A 22,985-nucleotide genomic window follows, 5' to 3' on the forward strand; every position below is an offset into this window, starting at 1 on the left:
GCTTGGGCGTAAGCCCAAACGCACCGGGCGGGTGGCAGATGTTTTCCAAAGGGAAACTTCGAGAACCCGCCCCCTCTCCAGTATAGACACCGTTGGGTGGCAGGCGATTGCGGAGCAATCACCGAGAACCCACCCAGGCGTTATGAATAACAAAGGCCGCTCCAGAAATGGGGCGGCCTTTTATATTGATGAATTGCGCGATGAGGCTGAATTTATTCAGTCAGAGTTTTAGAAAGTAAATGAAATGGATAGCATTCCTAATCGTTGCGGCTCTACTTGGCCAACAAAACTTGGAGAGAGCCAAGCTTGACCAATAAAATAATTGGCAAAATTGGTGCTATTTTGGAAGCCCACTCGTGATCGATATTGAATTTCTTCAAGTTCTACTGCCGAATGCGCGGGAAAATGGACTGATGTATTTACAGAGCGGACATCCCAGCCAGCGATGAAGCTCAGACCTTGTATTTCATTAACTTGCGGCGTCAGCAAACGACCGGTGACAACATCCCTGGTCCAAGTGTCAGCTGAAACCATTGGTCCAATGACAAGATCAGCTCCTACACTGGCCGCTTGATCCGCACCGAGTGTCACTTCTGTATAGGGCCTCAACATACTTTGCGCGGTGATATTGAAAGACCGCCCTACCTCTGCTTCAAACCGAAAAGCAACCCCGTTTCCAACACGCTCAAAGTCGCCTCTTGAGGGATCAAAACTTTCATCCATTCCCAAGCTATCATGAGTAGTGCGTTGGATCATTTCCATCCCACTAGCGTCGCCCATCAGTAAAACTTCGCCGCCGATCCGCGTGTCAAAACCTAAAATACTGTTGTGTGCAAACGCAGCAAAAGCTAATGATGTAGAATATGGAACATCACCCTCCGGCTGATTAGATGGTGTCCAAGGTGTTACAATTTCTGATCTGGCGCGCAATTCAAGGCCTTCGGCCCACTTCAATTTGGGACCTTCAGAGTAGTAAGATCGTTGATATGAGCCACTTCTCCAGCGATCGTGGCCATCCCCAAAAAAGTCATTTGTAAAACTACCCACTTCTCCTCGGTAGCTTTGAGCATTTTCTGCAGATACTTGACCGCTCAACGCAGTAGAAAGAGATAAAAATATCAGACCGAATACGGTGCATCGGCCGAATCCATTGTAAAGCACGATCAAACCCCCTAGCATTTTCGATAAAGTTATGGCGCTAGCTGCAGCTGATTTCTTAGTGATTGGTGGTTAATATTGAGTTTGACTACGTTTTTTTTTTAGTTGCCACGCTTGGCAATGGGTTGGTGTGCGATACTTCAATAATAAATCTGCTAGTAGTCGTGTCTGAAGACAGAGTACTGATGGGTGAATATCATACGACTAAGTTTTACAATGCTTGCGATTATAGGTACGTAAGAGAGTGTCAGAGACGTCCGCCAAAATTTAGCTGTACATGCTCTCTACCCTTTACACCCCATCCGACTCCCCCTATAGCACCCCAATCCAACTAGGGTGCGCATTGCCGCGCCCTTTATACGTTGGACCAAAGACGCGATGAGGGTGCCGGATGAGCCGGTATCATCCAATCCGATCTTCACCCCAGTATAAGGGGATGACTTATGGCCGCTCAGAGCCAAAACATCCGTATCCGCCTGAAGGCGTTTGATTACCGGGTGCTTGATGCAAGCACACAGGAAATCGTCAGCACAGCCAAGCGCACAGGCGCTTCTGTTCGTGGTCCGATCCCACTTCCAAACAAGATCGAAAAATTCACTGTTCTGCGTGGCCCCCACGTTGACAAAAAATCCCGCGACCAGTTCGAGATCCGCACGCATAAGCGTCTGCTCGACATCGTGGACCCCACACCGCAAACCGTGGACGCGCTGATGAAGCTCGACCTGGCTGCCGGTGTTGACGTCCAGATTTCGGTATAAGGAGGGTTCTTGATGCTCCGTACCGGACTTATCGCAAAGAAAGTCGGGATGACCCGGCTGTTCATGGAAGACGGCAAGCAGATCCCTGTGACCGTTCTTTCGCTCGAAAAACTGCAGGTCGTGGCACAGCGGACTGCGGACAAGGACGGCTATGTCGCCGTTCAGCTGGGTGCTGGCAACGCCAAAGCCAAGCGCACAAGCCAAGCCATGCGCGGCCATTTCGCTGCGGCCAAGGTCGAACCCAAGCGCAAGGTCGCTGAGTTCCGCGTCGCCCCTGAAAACCTGATCAATGTCGGCGAAGAAATCCTCGCCAACCATTACTTCGAAGGTCAGTATGTGGACGTGTCCGGCACATCCATCGGTAAAGGTTTTGCCGGTGCGATGAAGCGGCACAACTTTGGCGGTCTGCGCGCCACGCACGGTGTGTCGATCAGTCACCGTTCGCACGGTTCCACAGGCCAGTGTCAGGATCCAGGCAAAGTGTTCAAGGGTAAGAAAATGGCCGGCCATATGGGCGCTGCCAAAGTCACGACCCAGAACCTGCAGGTCATCAAGACCGACACCGACCGTGGCTTGATCATGGTCAAGGGCGCTGTTCCCGGTTCCAAAGGTGGCTGGGTGACGTTGAAGGATGCGGTCAAGAAACCGACCCCTGAAAACGTGATCTACCCTGCCGGTTTGCGGTCCATGAAAGAAGAAGCCGAGCGTCTGGCCGAAGAAGCCGCCGCCGCTGCCGCCGCTGAAGAGGAAGCCGCCGCAAAGGCCGCTGCCGAGGCAGAACAGGCTGCACTGGAGGCCGCTGAAGCCGAAACCGCCGCTGAAGAAGGAGGCGAGAACAATGAAGGCTGATGCAATCAAACTGGACGGTGCCAAAGCCGGTTCCGTCGAACTGAACGACGAAATCTTCGGTCTGGAGCCTCGCAAGGACATCCTGCACCGCGTCGTGCGCTGGCAGCGGAACAAGGCCATGGCGGGTACACACGATGTGCTTGGCCGGTCCGAAGTGTCCTATTCCACCAAGAAGATCTATCGCCAGAAGGGCACCGGCGGCGCACGCCACGGCTCCCGCGGGGCGCCGATCTTCCGTTCGGGTGGTATCTACAAGGGCCCAACGCCGCGCAGCCACGCCCACGACCTGACCAAGAAGTTCCGTAAGCTGGGACTGAAGCATGCGCTGTCCGCGAAAGTGGCCGCAGGCGAGCTGGTGATCGTCGACTCGATTGAGGTGAAGGACGCCAAAACCGGTGCTCTGGCTAAAATGGTCGGTGCATTGGGTTGGAAACGTGCGCTGATCATCGACGGGGCCGAAGTGAACGAAAACTTCAAGCAGGCCACCGCCAACATCACAACCATCGACGTGCTGCCCAGCCAGGGTGCCAACGTCTATGACATCCTGAAGTCGGACACGCTTGTCCTGACGAAGGCAGGTGTCGAAGCACTGGAGGCTCGTTTGTCATGAGCGCGAAAGCAGAACATTACGACGTGATCCGCAAGCCGATCATCACCGAGAAAGCGACAGTGGCGTCTGAAAACAACGCCGTCGTTTTCGAAGTGGCCATCGATGCGAACAAGCCGATGATCAAACATGCCGTCGAAGGCCTGTTTGGCGTCAAGGTGAAAGCGGTCAACACTACGATCACCAAAGGCAAAGTCAAACGCTTCCGCGGCCAGCTGGGCAAGCGGAACGACGTGAAAAAGGCCTATGTGACGCTCGAAGAGGGCAACACGATCGACGTCTCCACAGGTCTTTGATCGCATAGACTTGTAGGTTTCAGGGCCCCTGGCGTATGCTGGGGGCCTTTTTTGTTTGCCGGTATAGCTAGAGCAGTTGTGTGTGAACCCTTACGGACGGCCGCTTATTGCGATTGGCTGCCCGTCTGCCAGACGATGATCTTATCAAAATCTCGCCTCCTGTCCCACCCGGGGTGGGAATATCGTAGGTGTTGACAAGTTATGGTTGTTTTTCTGACAATGTGACAGCTTGTGGCTTGCATGGGGGGCATCAAGGTGCATGGAGATAGAATTTCTCAAAAAGACCAAGCGTTGACGCAGATACTACAAGGGAGCTCGGGGTTTTCCATTGAGTATCTGAAAACAAAAGTCGAACAACGAAAGGATCCAAATTTTGATGGATCGGATTGGTCGGACTGGGTCACGTATATTCACGAGCTCATTGATAAAGGCGAATTATTTTTAAATGAAGAAATGCAAATTATGATGGGAGATAATTTTGGGGGTAAATAGTAAGTATGATCGCAAGGGTTTTTTCGCACAATCAGATTACAGAAGCGGACCGGAGCGTGATCGCGACAGAATTCTGTTTTCGTCTGCGCTGCATAGGCTAGCGGGTGTCTCGCAAATTGTGAATGCGTCGGATCTGTCAAACTTTCACACCAGATATCAACATACAATAAAAGTTGCACAAGTTGGACGGCGGCTCGCGGAAGCGCTTTGCGCCAAAGACGAAGACAGATGCATGAAGCTTGATCTAAATGCCGATATTGTTGAAGCGGCCTGCCTCGCGCATGATTTGGGACACCCGCCTTTCGGCCATGTGGGTGAACATACGCTGAACGACCTTGCCCAACGGACGTCTTTCGATCCGTCAGGTCAGCTTAGGGTCGGTCCCATTCAAGAAAGCGGCACGGCGTTTTCAGTGACCAACTGTTTTGAAGGGAATGCACAGACCTTTCGCATATTAACCAAGCTGGCGGTCAGGTTTCCCGATCGAGGCATGAATTTGATGCGCGCGACGCTTGCCGCCTGTCTGAAATACCCGTGGTTGCGGGACGGAAACGATCATAAGAAAAAAGGTAAATGGGGTGCGTACCATTCGGAGAAAGAGCAGTTTGAATTTGCAAGAGAGCTCGAAACCGGGGAAGCGCAGACGATAGAGGCGCATGTCATGGATTGGGCCGATGACATTGCTTATTCTGTACATGATCTGGAAGAGTTTCACCGGTGCAATTTTTTCGACTGGCGTGAGATCTTTCATCCAAGGGGGCGGTCGCGCATCGTCGAGGCGGCAGAGCGCCGTTGGTTCAATAGCCCCGCAGATGCGCGTGACCGGCTCAGTCGCGCCTTTGACAGGGTGGAAAGCCTGTCTTTGCTATACCCAAGGGTTTTCTGCGAACGATATACGGGATCAAGATGGCAACGATATGAGCTTCGTAACCTGAATTCGCTTTTGGTTTCCAGATATATTGAAGGTGCTTACCTCGTCGACACGTCAGACTCCCCGACAGGTATGCTGGTTCCCGACAATCATCAGGAAGAGGTGCTGATACTGAAAGAATTGACCAAACAATTTGTTTTGACGGATGCATCAATCCTGTCCCAGCAGCGCGGGCACAAGCGCATCATTTCCAAGCTATATACGGCCATGGTTGAAGACGTTAACGCCTATTGGATCGGTCGGGATGAAAATGACAGCCTCGAAGACTATCGGATGCTGAACAGCATCGTTCCGGAGCGGCTGCGCTATCTGTGGGCCTTTTGTGATAACAACCCGGTGCGCTTTATTCTGGATTGTATTGCATCGCTGACAGAAGCCGAAGCCATGGAATGGCATCGACGGCTGGAAGGCACGTCTTCGAACTCGATTCTAGACCCGATAATGCAGTGACGCAAAGGCCGGTGATGATGGCCGATAGGATTTGCGTTACAGCCCATCCTCTTCGCTAAGCGAATCTTCTACTCCGACTAAACGGCCGTCGTGCTGTCCAGAACGACTGATATGCGAGCGGTATCCTAGATGCTTGTGCTTTATACAAAGGCGGCAAAATCCATTCTTAACCGACAAAGTTGCCAACTCTCGCTGGATAAGTTCCACTGTCACCGAATATCACACATTAGGAGAAATATGGCTGGGATGGTAGGATTCGAACCTACGGTACACTGTACCAAAAACAGTTGCCTTACCACTTGGCTACATCCCAGCAATGCAGCGCTGCATAATCGGATGATCGTCGGTGATCAAGGTCGGAATAGCAAAAATTTCATTCTTTTGGTGCGTCTTCTGACAACAGGTCGCCGCCGGTGTCTTGTTGGCGTTCCGCGTCGATCATGTTCTCGAGTTGTTCGTCCCCTGTTGCGGTCACATCGGCGGGCTGTGCGGTGGGTTTGGTTGGCGGGGATGGATGCGGGGCTCTGTCGCTTTCGGTCACCTGCGCAGTCGTCGCGCCAAGCATTTGGACACGGTATGTGGTATCTGGTACTTCGACGCCGGCGGCCTCGATCGCCTCTTTCACCAGCCGCAGGGTCTCGCCCCGCGCGCGTTGTAGGTCGGTGTCCCGCTGGTCAATCCAGCCGGTCACGGTGAGAAAGATTGCACCATCGCCGATCCGGTCGATCCATACGGCCGGGGCGGGGATTTCTAATGTGAAAGGCTGGCTTGTGACCGTCCGTTCTGCCAGATCGCGTACGGTGGAAAGGTCCGCATCCGAGGCAACGCCGATTTGGAAATCAAAGCGCCGTTCGGGGTTTCGGGAATAGTTGATGATTCGGCTTTTGAAGACGGTCGCATTGGGGATTCGGATATGGTTGCCGTCAAAGGACAGCAGCACGGTTGCCCGGCTGGTCAGTTTGATCACCTTGCCGGTGTCACCATTGATCTCTACCGCATCATTGGGGCTGAAGGGCTGCCGGATCGACAGCATCACCGACGCAATATAATTTTCCACCGTGTCCCGTACCGCAAAGCCAAGGGCAAGACCGATGATCCCTGCAGCCCCCAGAATGGTGCTGAGCAGCGCTGTCGCGTTCAGCACGTCCAATGCGATCACGATCCCGATGATCACAAAGACGATCCGGATCAGCTGCCGGTAAAGCTCTGCGATAAAGGCATTGGGCGCGAGCCTGTCCCACGGCTGCCGCATCCGGGCAAGGATGAAGCCGACAAAGACGATCAGCGCAAAGAGAGCGACGGCAATCAGGGCGAGCGGCAGGAAGGCGATCAATTGGTCCAGCCTTGCCTTGAACCGGGCGATTGCGGGGTCCAGCCGTGCGCTGATATCGGCGGTTTCCACCACAGAATTGCGGACAGCGACCACGCCTTCCAGTCGGTAGGCCAGCGGCTCTAGCGCGGCGGCCTCTATCGATGACGTCGCGGTACCGCGTAGGGTGACGACCCCTTCGTTCACGGTGACGGTGACGTCGTCGTAATTGCCTAGCTCATCAAGGATTTCGCGCAGTCGCACCGCGATATCGGCATCCTGCTGCGCAGAATTCACCGTTGCGATAGAGGCGGCGTTGTCCTGCGCGAAAACAGGCAGCGCTAGGTGCAAAACGAGAATCAGAAGGGCAATAAAACGCATGGGTCAGTCACTTTGGCTCGTTTCGTGGGACTGTAGGTCGGGCCGCCGCGTGATCCAAGGGTTAAACCCGCAGCGGATCTGCCTTGGCCAGCGCGTCGAACGCGATCAGGCTTTTCACCAGCGCGCCCATCCGATCCAGCGGGATCATATTCGGACCGTCAGAGGGGGCATTGTCCGGGTCCTCATGCGTTTCGATGAAGACCGCAGCAATCCCCAGCGACACCGCCGCCCGCGCCATGACCGGTGCGAATTCGCGCTGCCCGCCCGATGATCCGCCTTGGCCGCCGGGCTGTTGCACGGAATGGGTCGCGTCCATCACCACAGGGTAGCCGGTGCGCGCCATGGTCGGCAGCGACCGCATATCGGCGACCAGCGTGTTATAGCCAAAGCTCGCCCCGCGTTCGGTCAGCAGGATACGCTTGTTGCCGGTGCTTTCGATCTTTGCCACCACATTGGGCATATCCCACGGGGCAAGGAACTGCCCCTTTTTGACGTTGATGACAGCCCCGGTTTCACCAGCAGCCAGTAACAGGTCGGTTTGGCGACAGAGAAAGGCGGGGATCTGCATCACATCACAAACCTCTGCCACGGTAGCGCAGTGGTCGGGGGCATGAATGTCGGTGAGCACTGGACACCCGATGGCCTGTTTCACCGATTGAAGGACCTTTAGCCCCTCATCCATGCCAAGACCACGCTTGCCGCCCAGCGACGTACGGTTCGCTTTGTCATAGCTGCCCTTGAAGACAAACTGCGCCCCTGTGGCGGCACAGTCTTCGGCCATTCGGCCTGCGATCATCTGGGCGTGATCCACGCTTTCCAGCTGGCAGGGGCCAGCGATGACTAGAAGTGGGCGATCATTGCTGACTGTCAGTGATCCGATTGTAACGTCTTGCATCAAGAGCTTACCTGTTCGCGCAGGATCGAAGCGGTCAGCGAAATCATCAGGTAGATGCCTGAAAAGATCAAAAACGCCAGGATCGTGTTTTCAAATGCGCGTGGATAGGTCGCCTCGTCCGGGGCGATGGGCCGCACGCTTTGCGACAAGTAGCGTACCTGACGGTTGGCTTCAATCTGGGCTGTTTCCATTTGGGTCAGCGCCTGCTGCACCAAAAGCGTCTGGAAAGTATAGTTTTCTTCGGCAGTACGCAGAGCGGTATTTTGTGCGGCGAGCGATGTGACCGAGGTCGAACCTGCGGTCATCTGTTCGCGTAATTCGGCGATCAGCCCGTCGATATTGGAGATTTGGGCGCGCAGCGCCTGCACCTGCACCTCGCTGGGGCGCTGCGCGTTCAGGCGTGATTGCAGGATCAATTCTTGTCGCTGCTTTTCGCTTTCAAGCGAGGAAATCTGCCCCATGAGCGCGCCGACCTCACCTGCCGCGTCGATCTGTTGATATTCTTCCTGAATTTCCAGCCATGCCGCCAATGCCGCCGCGCGCCGCGCTTCTGCGGCCTCATAGCTGTCGCGCGCGCCGCTCATCTGGTCACTGCGCAACCGGCTGGTTAACTGATCCACCTGCTCTTCAGCGTAGCCGATCAGCGCCTCCGAAAAGGTGTGACTTGTTTGCGGATCGGCGGCGATGACTTCCATCCGAATGATCCCCTCGGTCGGGTCATAGCTGATCCGCACGTGGTCCGTGTAAAGGTTAAAGGCATCTTCATTGGTGGCACCCGTGGGTAGGCGCTGAATTTCGTCGATTGCAGGGTCACTGAAATGATCTTTGAAGCCGTAATCAGCGTCTAGCCGCAACATGGCTTCGCGCGAGGCAAGATAGGATTGCACCGAGATGCTATCCTGCTGCGTGGCCATAGATGTGCCCTGAAACAGGCTGGCAAAGCCGCCCCCGCCCTGCTGTGGTTGGGCCTGCTGGATCACGATTTCTGATTTCGTCGCATACATGGGCGTGGCGATTGTGTAGTAGTACCAGCCCACCAGCGCCGTTGGCAGAAACACAAAGAAGGCCAGCCGGGTGAACAGCAAAAATAGTTTGCGCCGCCTGCGCCGCGCGATATCGCGCTGGATCGCGGTAATTTCGGACACCCGTTGATCCAAGCCGTCAGTGGCGCGCCGAGCTGGCACATTCGTTGGTTGGCTTGGCTTATCGGGGAGCTGGACCATACCCGGTTTGCCCGCATGCTGGGCGTCGGGCGGGGTCATCACTTCAAGCACTGAACTGCGCTGGAACGGGTCGACGCCTGCGTTGCGCAGCTGGCGGACGGCGTCATAATCTGACGCAACGGTCAGACCCTGTTTTTGTGCGGTGCGCCGGGCGATGCGAAGCTGGCGGGCGGTCAGCCCTTCCTGCGTGATTGCAGCAATCTCGGCCTCGACCGTGGTCGCGGTGGTCGTGTCTTCTGCCTTAGGCGCAGCGCTTTCGCTGGCCTCTGGCTGTACAACGCCACCCCGGCGGATGCGGAACTTTTTAACCCTCGGTTTCGTAGTCATAGAGAACTTTCGCTTCTTCCAAGGTGTCGAACATATAAAGTTGGCCGTTGCGCAGCACGGCGGCGGAGCGGGCGAACCGTTCCAGCGTGGCAGGCTGGTGCGACACGATGATCACCGTGGTGCGTTCCAGCCGTTCGCGCAGCAGATCCCCGGCCTTGCGGTTGAATTCGGCGTCTGTGGCGCTGGGCATGCCTTCGTCGATCAGGTAGATATCGAAATCCAGCGCGAGCATCAGGGCAAAGGTAAACCGTGCTTTCATCCCGCTGGAATAAGTACCAACAGGCATATCGAAATATTCTTCCAACCCGCAAAGCCAGCGGCAAAACGCTTCAACATAATCGGGGTCGATTCCATAGAGCCGCGCGATGTAGCGGCAGTTTTCCATCGCCGTGTGTTTCCCAACGACCCCGCCCATAAAGCCCAGTGGGAACGAGATTTTGCAGTTGCGCGTGATCGTCCCCTCATCCGGCTTTTCCAACCCGGCCATCATCCGGATCAGGGTGGTCTTGCCGGTCCCGTTTGGGGCAAGGATCCCCAGAGAATGGCCAACCTCCACCCGAAAGGACACGCGATCAAGGATCACCTTGCGCTGTGTGCCCGTCCAGAAGGACTTGCTGACATTTGCGAATTCCAGCATCTCGTTACCATTTACGCCCAAAGAGCGGGCACGCCTTTCATGACGTTGATTAGTTAACGGCCTGTCATGACAGGCCATTTTTACCCTATTATCGCGAAAATAGGACCTGAATACAGTCCCATCTGCGTGAGAACGACACAATTGCCACAGCGTGCGCCCTTTCCGGCCCGGCATAGCGGCACTATCTGACCGCCCATGCAGCTTCAGGACCGGATTTCAAAATGCCGTCTTTGTGCGCCGCGCTTTGCTGCGACGGCGACACGCCATGCGCCGCGTCCGGTCGTATGGTTCGAAGACGCGCCGCGGCTTTTGATCAGCGGTCAGGCACCGGGTTTGCGCGTTCATGAAGCGCAGACACCTTTCTGGGATAGGTCTGGCGACCGTCTGCGGGACTGGCTGGGCATTGATAAAGACAGATTTTACGACCGCGCGCAGGTCGCGATTGTGCCAATGGCGTTCTGTTTTCCCGGATATGACGCCAAAGGGTCCGACCTGCCGCCGCCCCGTATCTGCGCCGAAACCTGGCACGACAGCGTGATGGCGGCGATGGGGGATGTGCCCTTGACGGTCATAGTGGGCGGCTATGCGCATCGCTGGCATCTGGGGCGCCAATCCAGCGTGACCCAGACCGTGCGGGATTGGCGTAACCATGCCCCGCGCGTGTTTCCCTTGCCTCATCCGTCGTGGCGCAATACCGGGTGGCTGAAAAAGAACCCTTGGTTCGAAACCGATCTGCTGCCCGCATTGCGGGCCCGCGTGAAAGAGGTACTGCAATGACCGATCTGGATCAGGCCCATGCCGCGATGGAGGCCGCGCCAGAGGATGACGCCGCCCGCCTGCGTTTTTATGAACGGCTGGCGGATACGGAACTGTTCATGCTGCTTAGCGCAGAGGCCGCCGATGATCAGGTCTCGCCAGAGCTGTTCGAGATCGAGGATCAGCGCTTTACCCTTGTCTTTGACCGCGAGGAACGGCTGTCACAATTTGTTGGCCGTGTTGCCCCATATGCCGGTGTGTCGGGCCGCGCGCTTGCCGGGATGCTGGCAGGGCAGGGGATTGGGCTGGCCCTGAATCTAGAGGTGGCACCGTCTGCCATGTTGATCCCGGCAGAGGCGGTGGATTGGCTGGTGGCCACCCTGTCCAACGCCCCTAACGAAACAGAGGCGCGGCTGACAGAGGTTCTGCCCCCGCATGTGCCAGAGGCCGTGGTGACCGGGCTTGACCGCAAACTGGCGATTGCCGCAGGGCTGGCGCGCTCGGCCTATCTGACAGCGGCGCGCTATGATGACGGGGCCACAGGCCATGTGCTGGCCTTTGTTGATGCGGTCCCCGGTGCGGAAAAGGCGCTGGCCGCAGCAGCGGGCGAGGCGCTGACCTTTTCAGGGATCGAGGCAGGGGTGATGGATGTGCTTTTCCTGCGCGCCGCAGACCCGATGGCCGCTCGACTTGCGCGGGTCGGGCTACGCTTTGATTTGCCCGAACCCGTGGCCCCGCAAACCCCCGGCGCGCCGGGCATGGATCCGGCCAAACCGCCGAAGTTGCGCTAAAGCTTCGCGCCCATCCCTTCCAGCATATCCAGACAGCGCGCCAGTTGGGCGATCTCTAGGTATTCATCCGGCTTATGCGCCTGTTCGATAGAGCCGGGGCCGCAGACGACCACATCCATACCGATCTTCTGAAACAGCCCAGCCTCGGTCCCGAAGGCAACAAGGTCGCAGGCATTCGCGCCGGTCAGTTCCATGATGATGTCGCGCGCTTCGTTCGCATTGGTCGGGGTCAGGCCTGCGATCTCGCCGATGGTTTCGGTCACGATGGCCGCATCACTGGCGACAGACCGCATGGCGGGCAGCAGCACGTCTTCCACATGTCGCGTCATAGCGTCATGCACGAAATCGGCGTCACTGTTTTGTACGGGACGTATTTCCCACTGCACCTGCGCATGATCCGCGATCACATTATGAGCCACGCCACCATAAACAGAGCCGACGTTCAGCGTGGTCCACGACGGGGTAAAGCGCCCCTGCGCAGGCGCGCGGGCGATCAGATCATGGCGCAGTTCCAGCAGGCGCGACACATAGCGCACCGCGTATTCCACCGCATTCACCCCCTGCGCCGGGTCAGAGCCATGACCGGCCAGACCGGAAAAATGCGTGGTATATTCGTTGCATCCTTTATGGCCTTCGATGATCCGCATCTCAGTCGGTTCGCCGATGATCGCGACGGCTGGTTTCGCCTCGCGTGTGGCCAGCAGCGCGGCGAGCGCTTGACCGCCCATGCAGCCAACTTCCTCATCATAGGTAAAGGCCAGATGGATCGGACGGTTGCGGGCAGCCGCACCCAGAACCGGGGCCATTGTCGTGGCGGCGGCAATAAACCCCTTCATATCGCAGGTGCCACGTCCATAAAGCCGCCCGTCGCGCTGCACCATTTTGAACGGATCATCCGTCCAATCATCACCGGCTGCTGGCACGACATCGGAATGGCCTGATAGCAGGATGCCTCCGGGCCGTTCCGGGCCGAAAGTGGCAAAAAGATTTGCTTTTTGCCCGGTCGCATCTGACTGCAGTTCGATCTGCGCGCCGTGATCTTCCAGCCGGTTGGCAAGGCTTGCGATCATACCCAGATTGCTATCTGCCGAAACCGTGGGATAGGCGATCAATTCGTCCAGCAGGGTGATTGTGTCGGTCAGGTGGTCGGTCACACTTAGTCTTTCACAAAAAGCTGACGGGGCACTTTGCACAGCTCTTCGGGTGCGCCGTCACGGATCACGATGGATTCGGTTGTCTCTAACCCCCAGTTATCCATCCACAGGCCCGGCATAAAGTGGAAGGTCATCCCTTCCTCCAGCACGGTTTCGTCGCTGGGTCGGAGCGAAATCGTGCGCTCGCCCCAATCTGGCGGATAGCTCAGCCCGATGGGATAGCCGCAGCGGGCGGCGCGGGTCAGCCCGGCTTTTTCTATCACATCCCCCAGCGCATTGGCGATGTCACAAGCGCGGTTGCCAGCGCGGGCTTTTTCGATCCCGGCAGCCAGTCCGTCAAGGATGGCTGCGTTGGCGTCGATGATATGATCAGGCGGCGTGCCCAGAAACACGGTCCGGCATTGCGGCGCGTGGTAGCGGCGGTAGCAGCCTGAGATTTCAAAGAACGTGCCTTCGCCTTCTTGCAGCGTTTCGCCGTTCCAGGTCAGATGCGGTGCGGCAGCGTCAGAGCCAGAGGGCAACATCGGTACAATCGCCGGATAATCGCCCCAATCATCGCCCACGCCGGTGATCATTGCGCTGTAGATATCGGCGACCAGCTCATTCTTGCGCAGCCCCGGCTCGGCGCGATCAATGGCGGTCAAGATGACCTTGTCGGAAATGGCAGCGGCCTTGCGCATGAAACCCAGTTCTTCGTCAGATTTCACCGTACGCTGCCAATTGACTAATGCGGTGGCGTCCACCAGCGCCGCCTTGGGTAGTTGCGCTGTCAGCACCTGATGGGCGCGGGCGGTGTAATAGTAATTCTCCATTTCCACGCCCACACGGGCGGTCTCAAACCCGCGCGCGATGATCTGGACGGCCAGATCCTCCATCGGGTGGCACGTTGTGGACTGCACAAAGTGGTCAGCATAGCCGACGGTGTTGTCATCCCGCATCCACACGGTGCGCAGCGCGCCGTTGCGGTCCATGCTACGGCCCCACCAGACCGGTTCGCCCTCATGCCCCAATAGCACCGCCTGATGAGTGTAAAAGGACCAGCCGTCATAGCCGGTCAGCCAACTGATATTTGACGGGTCAGTGACAACAATCGCATCCAGCCCGGCCGTGTCCATCGCGCTGCGGGTTTTGGCCAGTCGGCGCGCATATTCCTGCGTTGAAAAGGGCGCGCGAAAATTTTCCACGTTAAAATTCTCCATTGATCAACAGGTCCACCATGCAGGGGAATGGCACGTGAACAGTTGTTAAAATCGTCATTGGGGGGCACAGAAACGACAGTCGATCCAGTGAAAAATGGGGGATGCGTTCCGGGCGCGAATCCGCGATGGTCACGGCAGAACACCAGCCCGGACTGGCCTGCACCCATTAGTCAAAAGAGGAAACGAGATGCTGCAAAACGATATGCTGGAAAGCTGGGATCGCGAGAATTTCTTTCACCCCTCCACCCATCTGGCGGCTTTTGCCCGGGGTGACGCCCCGCAGCGCGTCGTGACCGGCGGATCGGGCAGCTATATTGAAGACCGCGAAGGCAACCGCCTGCTGGATGCTTTTGCAGGGCTCTATTGTGTGAATGTCGGCTATGGTCGCACTGAAATCGCAGAGGCGATTTCCGCCCAAGCGCATGAGCTGTCTTATTACCACGCATATATGGGCCACGGGACCGAAGCCTCGATCACGCTGGCCAAGATGGTGCTGGACCGCGCCCCCGATCACATGTCCAAGGTCTATTTCGGGCTGGGCGGATCGGACGCCAATGAAACCAACGTCAAGATGATCTGGTATTACAACAATATCCTTGGCCGTGCTGAAAAGAAAAAGATCATCTCGCGCTGGCGCGGGTATCACGGGTCGGGGCTGGTATCAGGCTCGCTGACCGGGTTGGAGCTGTTCCACCGCAAATTTGATTTACCCCTAACGCAGGTGCTGCACACCACGGCCCCTTATTATTTCCGACGCGAAGATCGCAACCAGTCCGAAGCGCAGTTCGTCCAGCAATGTGTGGATGATCTGGAGGCGCTGATTGAGCGCGAAGGCGCAGATACCATTGCGGCGATGATTGGCGAGCCGGTGCTGGGTACAGGCGGTATTGTACCCCCGCCCGCAGGCTATTGGGCAGCAATACAGGCGGTGCTGGACAAGCACGATATCCTGCTGATCGCAGATGAGGTCGTGACCGGGTTTGGGCGTCTTGGCTCGATGTTCGGGTCCGATCACTATGGGATTAAACCTGACATCATGACCATCGCCAAGGGGCTAACCTCTGCCTATGCACCACTGTCGGGGTCGATCTTCTCTGACAAGATGTGGAAAGTACTGGAGCAAGGCACCGATGAATTCGGCCCAATCGGCCATGGCTGGACCTACTCCGCCCACCCGATCGGGGCAGCCGCCGGGGTCGCGAACCTGAATTTGGTCGACAGTATGGGGTTGGTCGAAAACGCGGGCAATATGGGCCAGTACCTGCGCGACGGTCTGACCGATGCGCTGGGTGGCCATATAAACGTGGGTGATATCCGGGGCGACGGGATGCTGGCCGCGGTCGAACTGATGGCCGATGTCGATGCGCATCGCTTCTTTGATGCGGATGACAAGATCACCTATCAGATCGTGGCAGCCATGGCCGAGGATGGCGTGATCGCTCGCGCGATGCCGCAGGGTGACATTCTAGGCTTTGCACCGCCCCTGTCGCTCAGCCGGGAAGAAGTCGATGAAATCGTTAGTAAAACTGCGAAAGCCGTGACGGAGGTGCTGGGCTGATCCCGGTGGGCAGCGCATATCCGCGCTGCCCCATAAACTGAGCCAATGGCTGTATTGACCCGGACACCCCGCTTGGGTGCAAATGCTGGGTAACAGCTTTGCAGAAACCATGCAGAGTGATCAGCGGCGCTTTTTCGTAACCGGTACAAAGCGCAAATAGGAACGCAAACGGAGCATCAGAATGAAACTGACAGGTAGCCGCACAATCAATGCTGACATTATCACCGTCTGGGCCGGGCTTCTGGATGCAGAGGTGCTCAAGGTTTGTGTGCCGGGCTGCACCGAAATGTCAGGATCGGCCGAGGACGGGTTCGAGGCGACGGTGGTGCAAAAGGTCGGCCCGGTAAAAGCGACCTTCAAAGGCCAAGTGACGATCAGCGATATGATCGCACATGAAAGCCTGACAATCACCGGTGAAGGCAAAGGCGGGCCCGCTGGTTTCGCCAAGGGCGGTGCGGATGTGCGGCTGAGACCCGAAGGTGACGGCACCCTGCTTGAATATGATGTAGAGGCAAAGGTCGGCGGCAAGCTCGCGCAGCTAGGATCGCGCATCATTGATGGCTTCGCCAAGAAAATGGCCGATCAGTTCTTTTCCAACTTCCAGGAAGCGGTAGAACCACCCAGCCCGGAAGACGCGGAAATCACTGACGCGGACGGCCCGAAAAAAGGCTGGTTCAGCAAGCTACGCGGTTGACCGTTTCATTTGAACTGCACTAGGTCCCACAGATTGCCATAAAGATCGGCAAAGACGGCGACCGTGCCGTAGGGGGCCTCTTTCGGGGGGCGGATAAATTCCACACACCGGTTTTTGTATAGCGCGTAATCCCGTTCGAAATCATCGGTTTGCAGGAACAGAAAAACCCGGCCACCAGTCTGGTTACCGATAAATCGTTCCTGTTCAGCGTCAGAGGCGCGGGCAAGCAGGACAGCGGTGGTGCCGTCACCTTGCGGCCTCACAACGACCCAACGTTTGTTCTGTTCCGGCTGATAGGTGTCTTCAACAAGGTCAAAACCCAGGGTTTCGGTGTAAAACGCGATTGCAGCGTCATAATCGCGCACGAGCAATGCGACATGGCACAGTGACTGTTTCATTCGTGATTCCTTTGTCCGTCCGGCGTTGAGGCTGCAAAGCCATATGGCATACTCTCTCGCTCGGCGGGTGCAAAATAGTATATTCAAGGGGGTGGTTCAGGGGGGGGCACATGAAAATGCCCCCGATATCGGCTCGTGACCAATCTCGGGGGCGATGCTTATAGCTATGTATTTTTAAAAAGTTCTGTCCTCGGGCCACTCACCCCCAAAGTCAGGTTCAAATTTTTTCGGACGAATGTTCCCCAAATATTTAAGCCGGAACGCAAGTGATTACAGGGCCATCATTGTGGTGAAAATTGCTGACAATCATGTTCTCCGTTCACGTTTCGGTTGTGCGGCAAGACGAGCGGGCCGCTGTTTCTACGATGAAGAAATATGCACATCGCACCACCAGATTGTGCTAAAAATTGCTAAACGTCCTGAAATCAATACGAAAAAAATCCGAAACCGAGATGGGTAATATTCAGAAAAATTTCAGAAAAAATATGAAAATTTATCGGAAGGATTTCAGGAATTTCAGATCTAGCTGATCTAGGGTATTCGCAGGGGAGTTCTGTCCATTATGAGTGCCTCGGTCGGGCATTCACGTGCGTACATGCCTTTTAGCACGGGCGCGACCAAACGGAGGTGAAGTACAGACATCGGCATTTTGGCCGGAACGCAAATCAAGGCGACAAGGTGAATGCATGTCATAAAAATTTTGAAACGATGAATATTACAGCGCCCGAAATATTTCTTCGGCACAGCTCGTCAGACCATCAACAGCTTCGTTTGTTTGGTGTAAATTCCGATTTTTTTGTTGAATACCCTCGTAATATTCTGAATGCTGAACTGGTAAGCGCTGAAGCTGACCGGGGAAGTGAATTCAGTGTGAGGGCGGAGACAAAAATCGAGAAAGCAGTTGCGTTAGGGCTTGCGCATTACTTGCCCGAGCAGGACCAATTATGTGGCGCTGACGGAGAAAGAATTTTTCTGCGTGCGCAATCGGCTCGCGTGCTGCGCTATATGGCCCGGCGATTGGGCGTATTGGTGACCCGCGACGAACTGATTGACGAAGTATGGCGGGATCTATCCGTCACCGATGATAGCCTCACGCAATGTATTTCGGATGTGCGCCGTGCAATCGGTGATAAAAAACGCGTCATTCTCAAGACAATTCCAAAGCGCGGATTCATCCTCTACGGCGAACCGCGTGCGGATGATCCGGCGCCCGCCCCCCACGCCGCATTGCAGCTACAAAAGACGCGCCATGCAGATCCTGCCGATCTTTCGCAAGAAGAGGTCGTCGCATATGTCCGCGATCCGAACGGGGCGCTGGACATGGATATTCATGCGCAGAACTCCGATGGCCATACGCAGACAGTCGATTCACACGGGGCAGTGGTTCAAAAACTGCGTTTTCCATCCGTTGCAGCTGCTGTGGATGCCTGTCTGCCTTTGGTGAGACATCCGGACGTTGCGGCGGCCATCGACACATCAGGGGCTGCGTGGCGCGGATTACTCGATGCGGCACGGTCGGGGGACATCCTCGCAAGCGTCGATGCGCGCGATTTGGCGCAGTCCTATCCACAGTTGCATTTCGAAGATTTAGGGCAGGCGGGCGATCAGAATATCACGCGTGCCTTCCGACTTTCGCGAAATGGGAGGGGCGGAGACGCCGTCATGCGGCTTTCCGATCAAACTTTACTGCCCACGATCTCTGTCTTGCCGTTGCAGAATATCAATCAGGACGGGTCGGATATCCTTGGTTCTGTCTTTGCTGATATCATGACGGCCGCACTAGGCAGCTCAGAAGAGATTAATGTCACCTCGCGCCTGTCAACTGCGGCCTTTGGCAGCGGCAATGCCAGTCTGATGGAAATCGGACGGCGGTTGAGTGCGGAATTCGTGCTATCGGGTTTCTTCGCCCGGCGCGACGACACTTTGCAGATTAATCTGGAATTCGCTGAGGTCGCCAATCAGCGTATGCTTTGGGCGCATAGGCTGACTGTACCAGTTGATGAATTGCTGGGTGATTTCGAACCGGCTTACGAAATCATGTCGCGGATTCGTCAGTCGATCCTGATCAGTGAAATTCGGCGCGCAAACACCACGCCACTGTCCGACATGCAAAATTACTCACTGATGTTCGCCTCCGTCGGGTTGATGCATCGGTTCTCGCCGAGCAATTTCGCTAGGGCGCACGACATGTTGGGTGTCTTGTCAGAGCGTATGCCCAATCATCCGGTGCCTCTTGCCTGGACGGCACGGTGGCACCTGCTGCGCGTGGTGCAGGGGTGGTCGGAAAACCCCGATGCGGATGCCCGCGCTGCGCTGGGCTGTACGGGGCGGGCGCTGGACCTTGATCCGGAAAACGTGCTGGCCTTGGCCTGCGAGGGGCATGTGCTGACCAACCTTCTGCACCGGCTCGACGACGCCGAAGACCGGTACGATCTGGCACTTCAAATCAACCCCAACGACGCAAATGCGCGATCTCTGCGCGGGATGATGCTGGGGTTTCAGGACCGAGGTAAGGAAGGAGTGCGCGATACGGAGCGGGCGTTGCATCTCTCGCCACTTGACCCGCACAGATTCTTTTACTTGGCCATGGCCGCCGGTGCGTGGCTCACACCCGAAGATAATGGTTATGAAAAGGCAGAGCATTATGCAAAGGCCTCTCTGCGACTGAACCGGGGGCATACATCATCGCTTCGGATGCTGGCGGTCGCACAGCAATTATCGGGGAAGGTGGAGGCAGCGCGCGAAACCGTGGCTGAACTGATGCAACTTCAGCCAGATCTCCGGGTGAGCAATTGGCTCAAATCCTCTCCCAGCGCAGATTACAATACCGGGCGTGTGTTTGCACAAGCCATGCGCGATGCAGGAGTCCCGCGCTAATTTTAAACAAACTATAAGGAGAATATTGTATGTCAGCAGAGAATTTTGGAGGCCCAGAGGGAGCATATGGTGCCTATGGGGCGTACGGTGCATATGGGGCGTATGGCGGTGCTGGGGCGTATGGCGCTTACGGGGCCTATGGCGCTTACGGGGCATATGGTATCCCTGCTGGCCCGGTATCCGCAGAGGCGCTCATCAGAAACCGCGATGGTATCGTGGGTGCGCCGCTCGGCAGCATGCCCTCGCCCAATCCGGGCGTTCCGAACGATGTCAGGAACCTTTCACGGCTTTCGCGGGAAGTGCGCGCAGCGATCTTCTCCTTCGCGCTGAACCAGGATATCTCCTTAACTGCGGACGGATCCGGGACCGGGAAGGCAATCCTCTGGCGGCGTAAGAGCGATAATCCCCATTCCGGCCCGCATGGCTATGAAAAACTGGTGAAGATGAAATCGCCTCATTTGTCGGTCTTCGAAGAACAGATGGGTTTTCTGGCCGGCTATGCCGACCTACGTCAGGACCGGGCGGCTGAAATCCTGTCCCAAATCGGTGCACCTGTACAATTCTACCAAACCATTGCTTTTATTGATCCGGCCCGTACGCCCTTCACGCTGGAACTGCTGGCCGTGGGACTGCGCTTTGCCAATTATTGCGAACAGCAGTTGAAATACGCGCTAGCGGTCAAACGGCCTATCGAGCTTTCGCCGCAGGTGCAGCCGATGATCCCGACACCGACCCATGGATCTCTTCCAAGCGGTCACGCTACAGAAGCTTTTGTCATGGCGCGGCTCATCTGGAAACTGCTGCGCGGGTCGGGCGCGCCGCAATATAGCAATGACGATTATTGGGGCGAAATGCTGATGCGGCTGGCTGCGCGTATCGCAATCAACAGAACGGTCGCCGGGGTGCACTATCCCGTGGACAGCGCTGCCGGGGCTATGCTGGGCCTCACACTTGCGGATTTCGTTGCCGAAAAGTGTACCGGCTGCGACTGGACACGGGCCAAGTTCAACGGCCACCACTACAGCGGGTCCAGCGATTTCAACTGGCATGACCTCTATACTGTCGACGATGACGAACAAAACGCAGTGTCGACCGGACCTGCTGGAGACTGGGCAAAGACCTCGCAACACTCCACTGTCCTGGGGGCGACACCCGCGCTCGAATGGCTTTGGAATAAGGCGGCTGCGGAGTGGGTGGATTTCAGCTGATGACAAAGAAATCGAAAATGGAATTCGAATGGGTTAAAATCCATGAAGACGGGTCTCTTAATGCGATCACCGCTGCGCGCAGGAAAGGGTTGCCTGGCGACAAATTGTGGTCGGTCATGATCGAACTGAACGAGCCGACCTCTATCAATGCTGTCTTAGAAAAACTCCCAGCTGAAGCTCAGGAAGCCCTGCTGTTTCCTGAAGTCTATGAAGCAGAGAACGCATACCAGTTTTTATCTGTTCACGCACCTCTTGCGCTCATCGAAGACCTGAACACTACAGGCGTGAGTCCACATATCGCCAATGTACACTTGGGATTGGAGTCATCTGAGCATCGGCTGGAAAACGTTGAAGATCTGCCGCCTATTGAAGTTTCTGAAGACACGGTCATCGTTGGGGTAATTGATGATGGCGTGGGTATCGCGCATGAACTGTTCCGCACGGAATGGAACAAATCGCGTGTCGAATATTGCGCGATTTTGCCTTATGATCCGATTGACGGGGGTAAGGCCCCTTCACTAGGGCGCATCTTACGAAAGAGCGAGATCGATGGCTATCTGAATGATCTAACTTGGTCCGGTCTGCTGGATGAAGATCTCTTTTACAAAGCAACCGGACAGGTGGACCTGCGCGATGGGTATTTCTCTCCGGTTAGTTTGCGAAAATCTCACGGGACCCATGTGTTGGGCCTAACTGCCGGCTTTTCGCAGGAGGAGAAGGTGGAAAACCGCCCCATTATCTGTACGGTGATGCCGCCACGTGTGGTGCATGACACCTCTGGTATCAGCCTGATCCCTTCGCTGGCCCTGTCGTTGGAACTGCTAAGGGTAGAAGCGTTGCGATATCAGTGTAACGGTAAACCCGTACCCTTCGTGCTGAATTTTTCTTATGGGAATTTTGCGGGTCCTCACGACGGGACCAGCGAGGTATCGCGTCTGATTGAGAATTTTATTCATTACGATCTCGATCATCCCACCAAGCAAAAACGCTGGGTGACCTTGCCATCTGGCAACGGCAATCTCGCTCAGGCGCACGCCGTGCTGAAGTTCCCCAAGCCCGAGCCAGCACCTATCGTTCTGGACCTACGTGTATTGCCCGATGACAGGACAGACAGCCATGTGGAAATGTGGATGCCGTACTCTGACGTCGAAACGCCGCCTGATTTTGTCTCGGTTACAGTAACGCCACCCTTCGGGCAGAAAAGCCCGCCTGTCAGCGCAGTGTACGGGGAGCACTATGAGTTAAGGAATACAAATGACCAAGTGATTGCGACCCTGCGGTACACATTCAACAAAGAAGTGCCCACGAAGCGTGGGGTGATTACGCTGGCGATTGAGCCGACCGCCAGTCACGATCCCGATATTCCATTAGCACCCTCAGGGCGGTGGGAAATCACGACGACGCCGAAGGACATCAAAGACGGCGAAGAGGTCGAGGTGTGGATTCGGCGGGACGAGACATTACCGGGGTATCGGCCGGGCGGGAGGCAGTCCTATTTTGACAATGCATGCTACCAGCCTTTTGATTCCTATGGTGGGCTCAGCCCAGTCGATCCGCCAAACGATAGCTGCCCGGTGCGCCGCGCGGGAATGATCAGCGGTTTTGCTGACGGGCCATCACCCATCGTGGTCGCAGCGTACACAAATAAATATAAAGACAAAGATGGGGAACAAGTGGCCAGACTGTCGAACTATTCCGCAGCTGGTCCGCTGACCCAAACACCGATGACACCTGAGCCCGCGCGAAACGGTCCGGATGTATCAGCCAAGGGCGACGATTCGATCGTCCGCCGGGGTGTCTTCAGTGCGGGATCCCGCTGCGGGACTTATGTGCGCATGAGCGGGACCAGTATGGCCGCACCCGCAGTGGCGCGCATGGCGGCTGATGGGATCAAGGCTTGGGACAAGACAGCGCGTGAGTGGGCGGTGAAGGCGGTGGAGGATTATCCGGTTGAGCTGGACCCAAAGCCGGGCCCGACACGCACCGGCGCTGGCGCGCTGAACGCACAGGTGGATTTTCACAAGAAACCCTGAGCGG

The 22,985-nt window shown here is 56.3% G+C and carries 22 protein-coding genes and 1 tRNA gene; 14 read left to right on the forward strand and 9 right to left on the reverse strand.

Annotation, left to right across the window (positions count from 1 at the left end; translation table 11 throughout):
- Positions 1–232: hypothetical protein (locus ACJ5NV_RS16720; RefSeq protein WP_411645533.1), on the forward strand; the 232-nt coding region annotated here is incomplete at its 5' end.
- Here ACJ5NV_RS16720 and ACJ5NV_RS16725 read toward each other — a convergent pair.
- Positions 229–1,161 carry a lipid A-modifier LpxR family protein gene (locus ACJ5NV_RS16725; protein ID WP_411645534.1) on the reverse strand — a complete coding sequence of 311 codons (933 nt, stop codon included), beginning with the start codon at positions 1,159–1,161 and terminating at the stop codon, positions 229–231. The two genes, ACJ5NV_RS16720 and ACJ5NV_RS16725, sit on opposite strands and share 4 nt — an antisense overlap.
- Positions 1,162–1,601: 440 nt before the next feature.
- Between ACJ5NV_RS16725 and rpsJ the strand changes: the two genes are divergently transcribed.
- The 6 genes from rpsJ to ACJ5NV_RS16755 all read left to right on the forward strand — a co-directional run bounded on the left by rpsJ (position 1,602) and on the right by ACJ5NV_RS16755 (position 5,541).
- Positions 1,602–1,916, forward strand: coding sequence for a 30S ribosomal protein S10 (gene rpsJ / locus ACJ5NV_RS16730; protein WP_341368335.1), 315 nt, complete (start codon positions 1,602–1,604; stop codon positions 1,914–1,916).
- Between the two features lie 12 nt (positions 1,917–1,928).
- Positions 1,929–2,765 (forward strand): 50S ribosomal protein L3, encoded by an 837-nt coding sequence (gene rplC / locus ACJ5NV_RS16735; RefSeq protein WP_411645536.1) that lies wholly within the window; start codon positions 1,929–1,931, stop codon positions 2,763–2,765.
- A complete protein-coding gene (gene rplD / locus ACJ5NV_RS16740) occupies positions 2,755–3,375 on the forward strand; it encodes a 50S ribosomal protein L4 (RefSeq protein ID WP_411645538.1) in 621 nt (206 codons plus the stop codon). Before rplC ends, rplD begins: the two co-directional genes overlap by 11 nt.
- Positions 3,372–3,668, forward strand: coding sequence for a 50S ribosomal protein L23 (locus tag ACJ5NV_RS16745; RefSeq protein ID WP_411645540.1), 297 nt, complete (start codon positions 3,372–3,374; stop codon positions 3,666–3,668). The genes rplD and ACJ5NV_RS16745 overlap by 4 nt, the downstream gene beginning before the upstream one ends.
- Before the next feature lie 240 nt (positions 3,669–3,908).
- Positions 3,909–4,160 carry a hypothetical protein gene (locus tag ACJ5NV_RS16750; RefSeq protein ID WP_411645542.1) on the forward strand — a complete coding sequence of 84 codons (252 nt, stop codon included), beginning with the start codon at positions 3,909–3,911 and terminating at the stop codon, positions 4,158–4,160.
- On the forward strand, positions 4,147–5,541 hold the full coding sequence (locus ACJ5NV_RS16755; RefSeq protein WP_411645543.1) for a deoxyguanosinetriphosphate triphosphohydrolase family protein: 1,395 nt from the start codon (positions 4,147–4,149) through the stop codon (positions 5,539–5,541). The genes ACJ5NV_RS16750 and ACJ5NV_RS16755 overlap by 14 nt, the downstream gene beginning before the upstream one ends.
- A gap of 238 nt (positions 5,542–5,779) precedes the next feature.
- Here the strand turns inward: ACJ5NV_RS16755 and ACJ5NV_RS16760 are convergent.
- From ACJ5NV_RS16760 to ACJ5NV_RS16780, 5 genes are all read right to left on the reverse strand, one after another.
- Positions 5,780–5,854, reverse strand: a tRNA-Gln gene (locus ACJ5NV_RS16760).
- A 60-nt stretch (positions 5,855–5,914) separates the two neighbouring features.
- A complete protein-coding gene (locus ACJ5NV_RS16765; protein ID WP_411645545.1) occupies positions 5,915–7,231 on the reverse strand; it encodes a mechanosensitive ion channel domain-containing protein in 1,317 nt (438 codons plus the stop codon).
- 61 nt (positions 7,232–7,292) lie between these two features.
- Positions 7,293–8,126, reverse strand: coding sequence for a 3-deoxy-8-phosphooctulonate synthase (kdsA, locus tag ACJ5NV_RS16770; RefSeq protein WP_411645547.1), 834 nt, complete (start codon positions 8,124–8,126; stop codon positions 7,293–7,295).
- A complete protein-coding gene (locus ACJ5NV_RS16775; protein ID WP_411645549.1) occupies positions 8,126–9,676 on the reverse strand; it encodes a capsule biosynthesis protein in 1,551 nt (516 codons plus the stop codon). The genes kdsA and ACJ5NV_RS16775 overlap by 1 nt, the downstream gene beginning before the upstream one ends.
- Positions 9,654–10,313: an ABC transporter ATP-binding protein gene (locus ACJ5NV_RS16780; protein WP_411645550.1), complete on the reverse strand. Its 660-nt coding sequence runs from the start codon at positions 10,311–10,313 to the stop codon at positions 9,654–9,656. The genes ACJ5NV_RS16775 and ACJ5NV_RS16780 overlap by 23 nt, the downstream gene beginning before the upstream one ends.
- A gap of 195 nt (positions 10,314–10,508) precedes the next feature.
- Here ACJ5NV_RS16780 and ACJ5NV_RS16785 point away from each other — a divergent pair, with 195 nt between their 5' ends.
- Together ACJ5NV_RS16785 and ACJ5NV_RS16790 are read left to right on the forward strand one after the other, a co-directional pair.
- A complete protein-coding gene (locus ACJ5NV_RS16785) occupies positions 10,509–11,090 on the forward strand; it encodes a uracil-DNA glycosylase family protein (protein ID WP_411645552.1) in 582 nt (193 codons plus the stop codon).
- A complete protein-coding gene (locus ACJ5NV_RS16790) occupies positions 11,087–11,860 on the forward strand; it encodes an SseB family protein (protein WP_411645554.1) in 774 nt (257 codons plus the stop codon). The genes ACJ5NV_RS16785 and ACJ5NV_RS16790 overlap by 4 nt, the downstream gene beginning before the upstream one ends.
- On the opposite strand, the gene argE is transcribed toward ACJ5NV_RS16790, so the two are convergent.
- A complete protein-coding gene (gene argE / locus ACJ5NV_RS16795; RefSeq protein WP_411645555.1) occupies positions 11,857–13,014 on the reverse strand; it encodes an acetylornithine deacetylase in 1,158 nt (385 codons plus the stop codon). The two genes, ACJ5NV_RS16790 and argE, sit on opposite strands and share 4 nt — an antisense overlap.
- Positions 13,015–13,016: 2 nt before the next feature.
- Positions 13,017–14,198 (reverse strand): M24 family metallopeptidase, encoded by a 1,182-nt coding sequence (locus ACJ5NV_RS16800; protein ID WP_411645556.1) that lies wholly within the window; start codon positions 14,196–14,198, stop codon positions 13,017–13,019.
- 202 nt (positions 14,199–14,400) lie between these two features.
- Here ACJ5NV_RS16800 and ACJ5NV_RS16805 point away from each other — a divergent pair, with 202 nt between their 5' ends.
- Positions 14,401–15,771, forward strand: a complete 1,371-nt coding sequence (locus ACJ5NV_RS16805; protein WP_411645558.1) for an aspartate aminotransferase family protein — start codon at positions 14,401–14,403, stop codon at positions 15,769–15,771.
- A gap of 181 nt (positions 15,772–15,952) precedes the next feature.
- A complete protein-coding gene (locus tag ACJ5NV_RS16810) occupies positions 15,953–16,465 on the forward strand; it encodes a CoxG family protein (protein ID WP_411645559.1) in 513 nt (170 codons plus the stop codon).
- 5 nt (positions 16,466–16,470) lie between these two features.
- Here ACJ5NV_RS16810 and ACJ5NV_RS16815 read toward each other — a convergent pair whose 3' ends face one another.
- The gene (locus ACJ5NV_RS16815) at positions 16,471–16,863 is read right to left on the reverse strand and encodes a VOC family protein (RefSeq protein WP_411645561.1); all 393 of its coding nucleotides are present in this window, start codon (positions 16,861–16,863) and stop codon (positions 16,471–16,473) included.
- A 708-nt stretch (positions 16,864–17,571) separates the two neighbouring features.
- Between ACJ5NV_RS16815 and ACJ5NV_RS16820 the strand changes: the two genes are divergently transcribed.
- From ACJ5NV_RS16820 to ACJ5NV_RS16830, 3 genes are read left to right on the forward strand one after another with little or no spacing between them, the layout of a single operon-like run.
- Positions 17,572–19,740 carry a winged helix-turn-helix domain-containing tetratricopeptide repeat protein gene (locus ACJ5NV_RS16820; protein ID WP_411645563.1) on the forward strand — a complete coding sequence of 723 codons (2,169 nt, stop codon included), beginning with the start codon at positions 17,572–17,574 and terminating at the stop codon, positions 19,738–19,740.
- Positions 19,741–19,769: 29 nt separating this feature from the next.
- Complete coding sequence (locus tag ACJ5NV_RS16825) at positions 19,770–20,948, forward strand: phosphatase PAP2 family protein (protein WP_411645564.1); 1,179 nt, start codon at positions 19,770–19,772, stop codon at positions 20,946–20,948.
- Positions 20,948–22,981, forward strand: a complete 2,034-nt coding sequence (locus tag ACJ5NV_RS16830) for a S8 family serine peptidase (protein WP_411645566.1) — start codon at positions 20,948–20,950, stop codon at positions 22,979–22,981. The genes ACJ5NV_RS16825 and ACJ5NV_RS16830 overlap by 1 nt, the downstream gene beginning before the upstream one ends.
- Positions 22,982–22,985: the final 4 nt, after the last annotated feature.

This window comes from Loktanella agnita, from assembly GCF_046640325.1.
In the GTDB taxonomy this organism is placed as follows: domain Bacteria; phylum Pseudomonadota; class Alphaproteobacteria; order Rhodobacterales; family Rhodobacteraceae; genus Yoonia; species Yoonia agnita.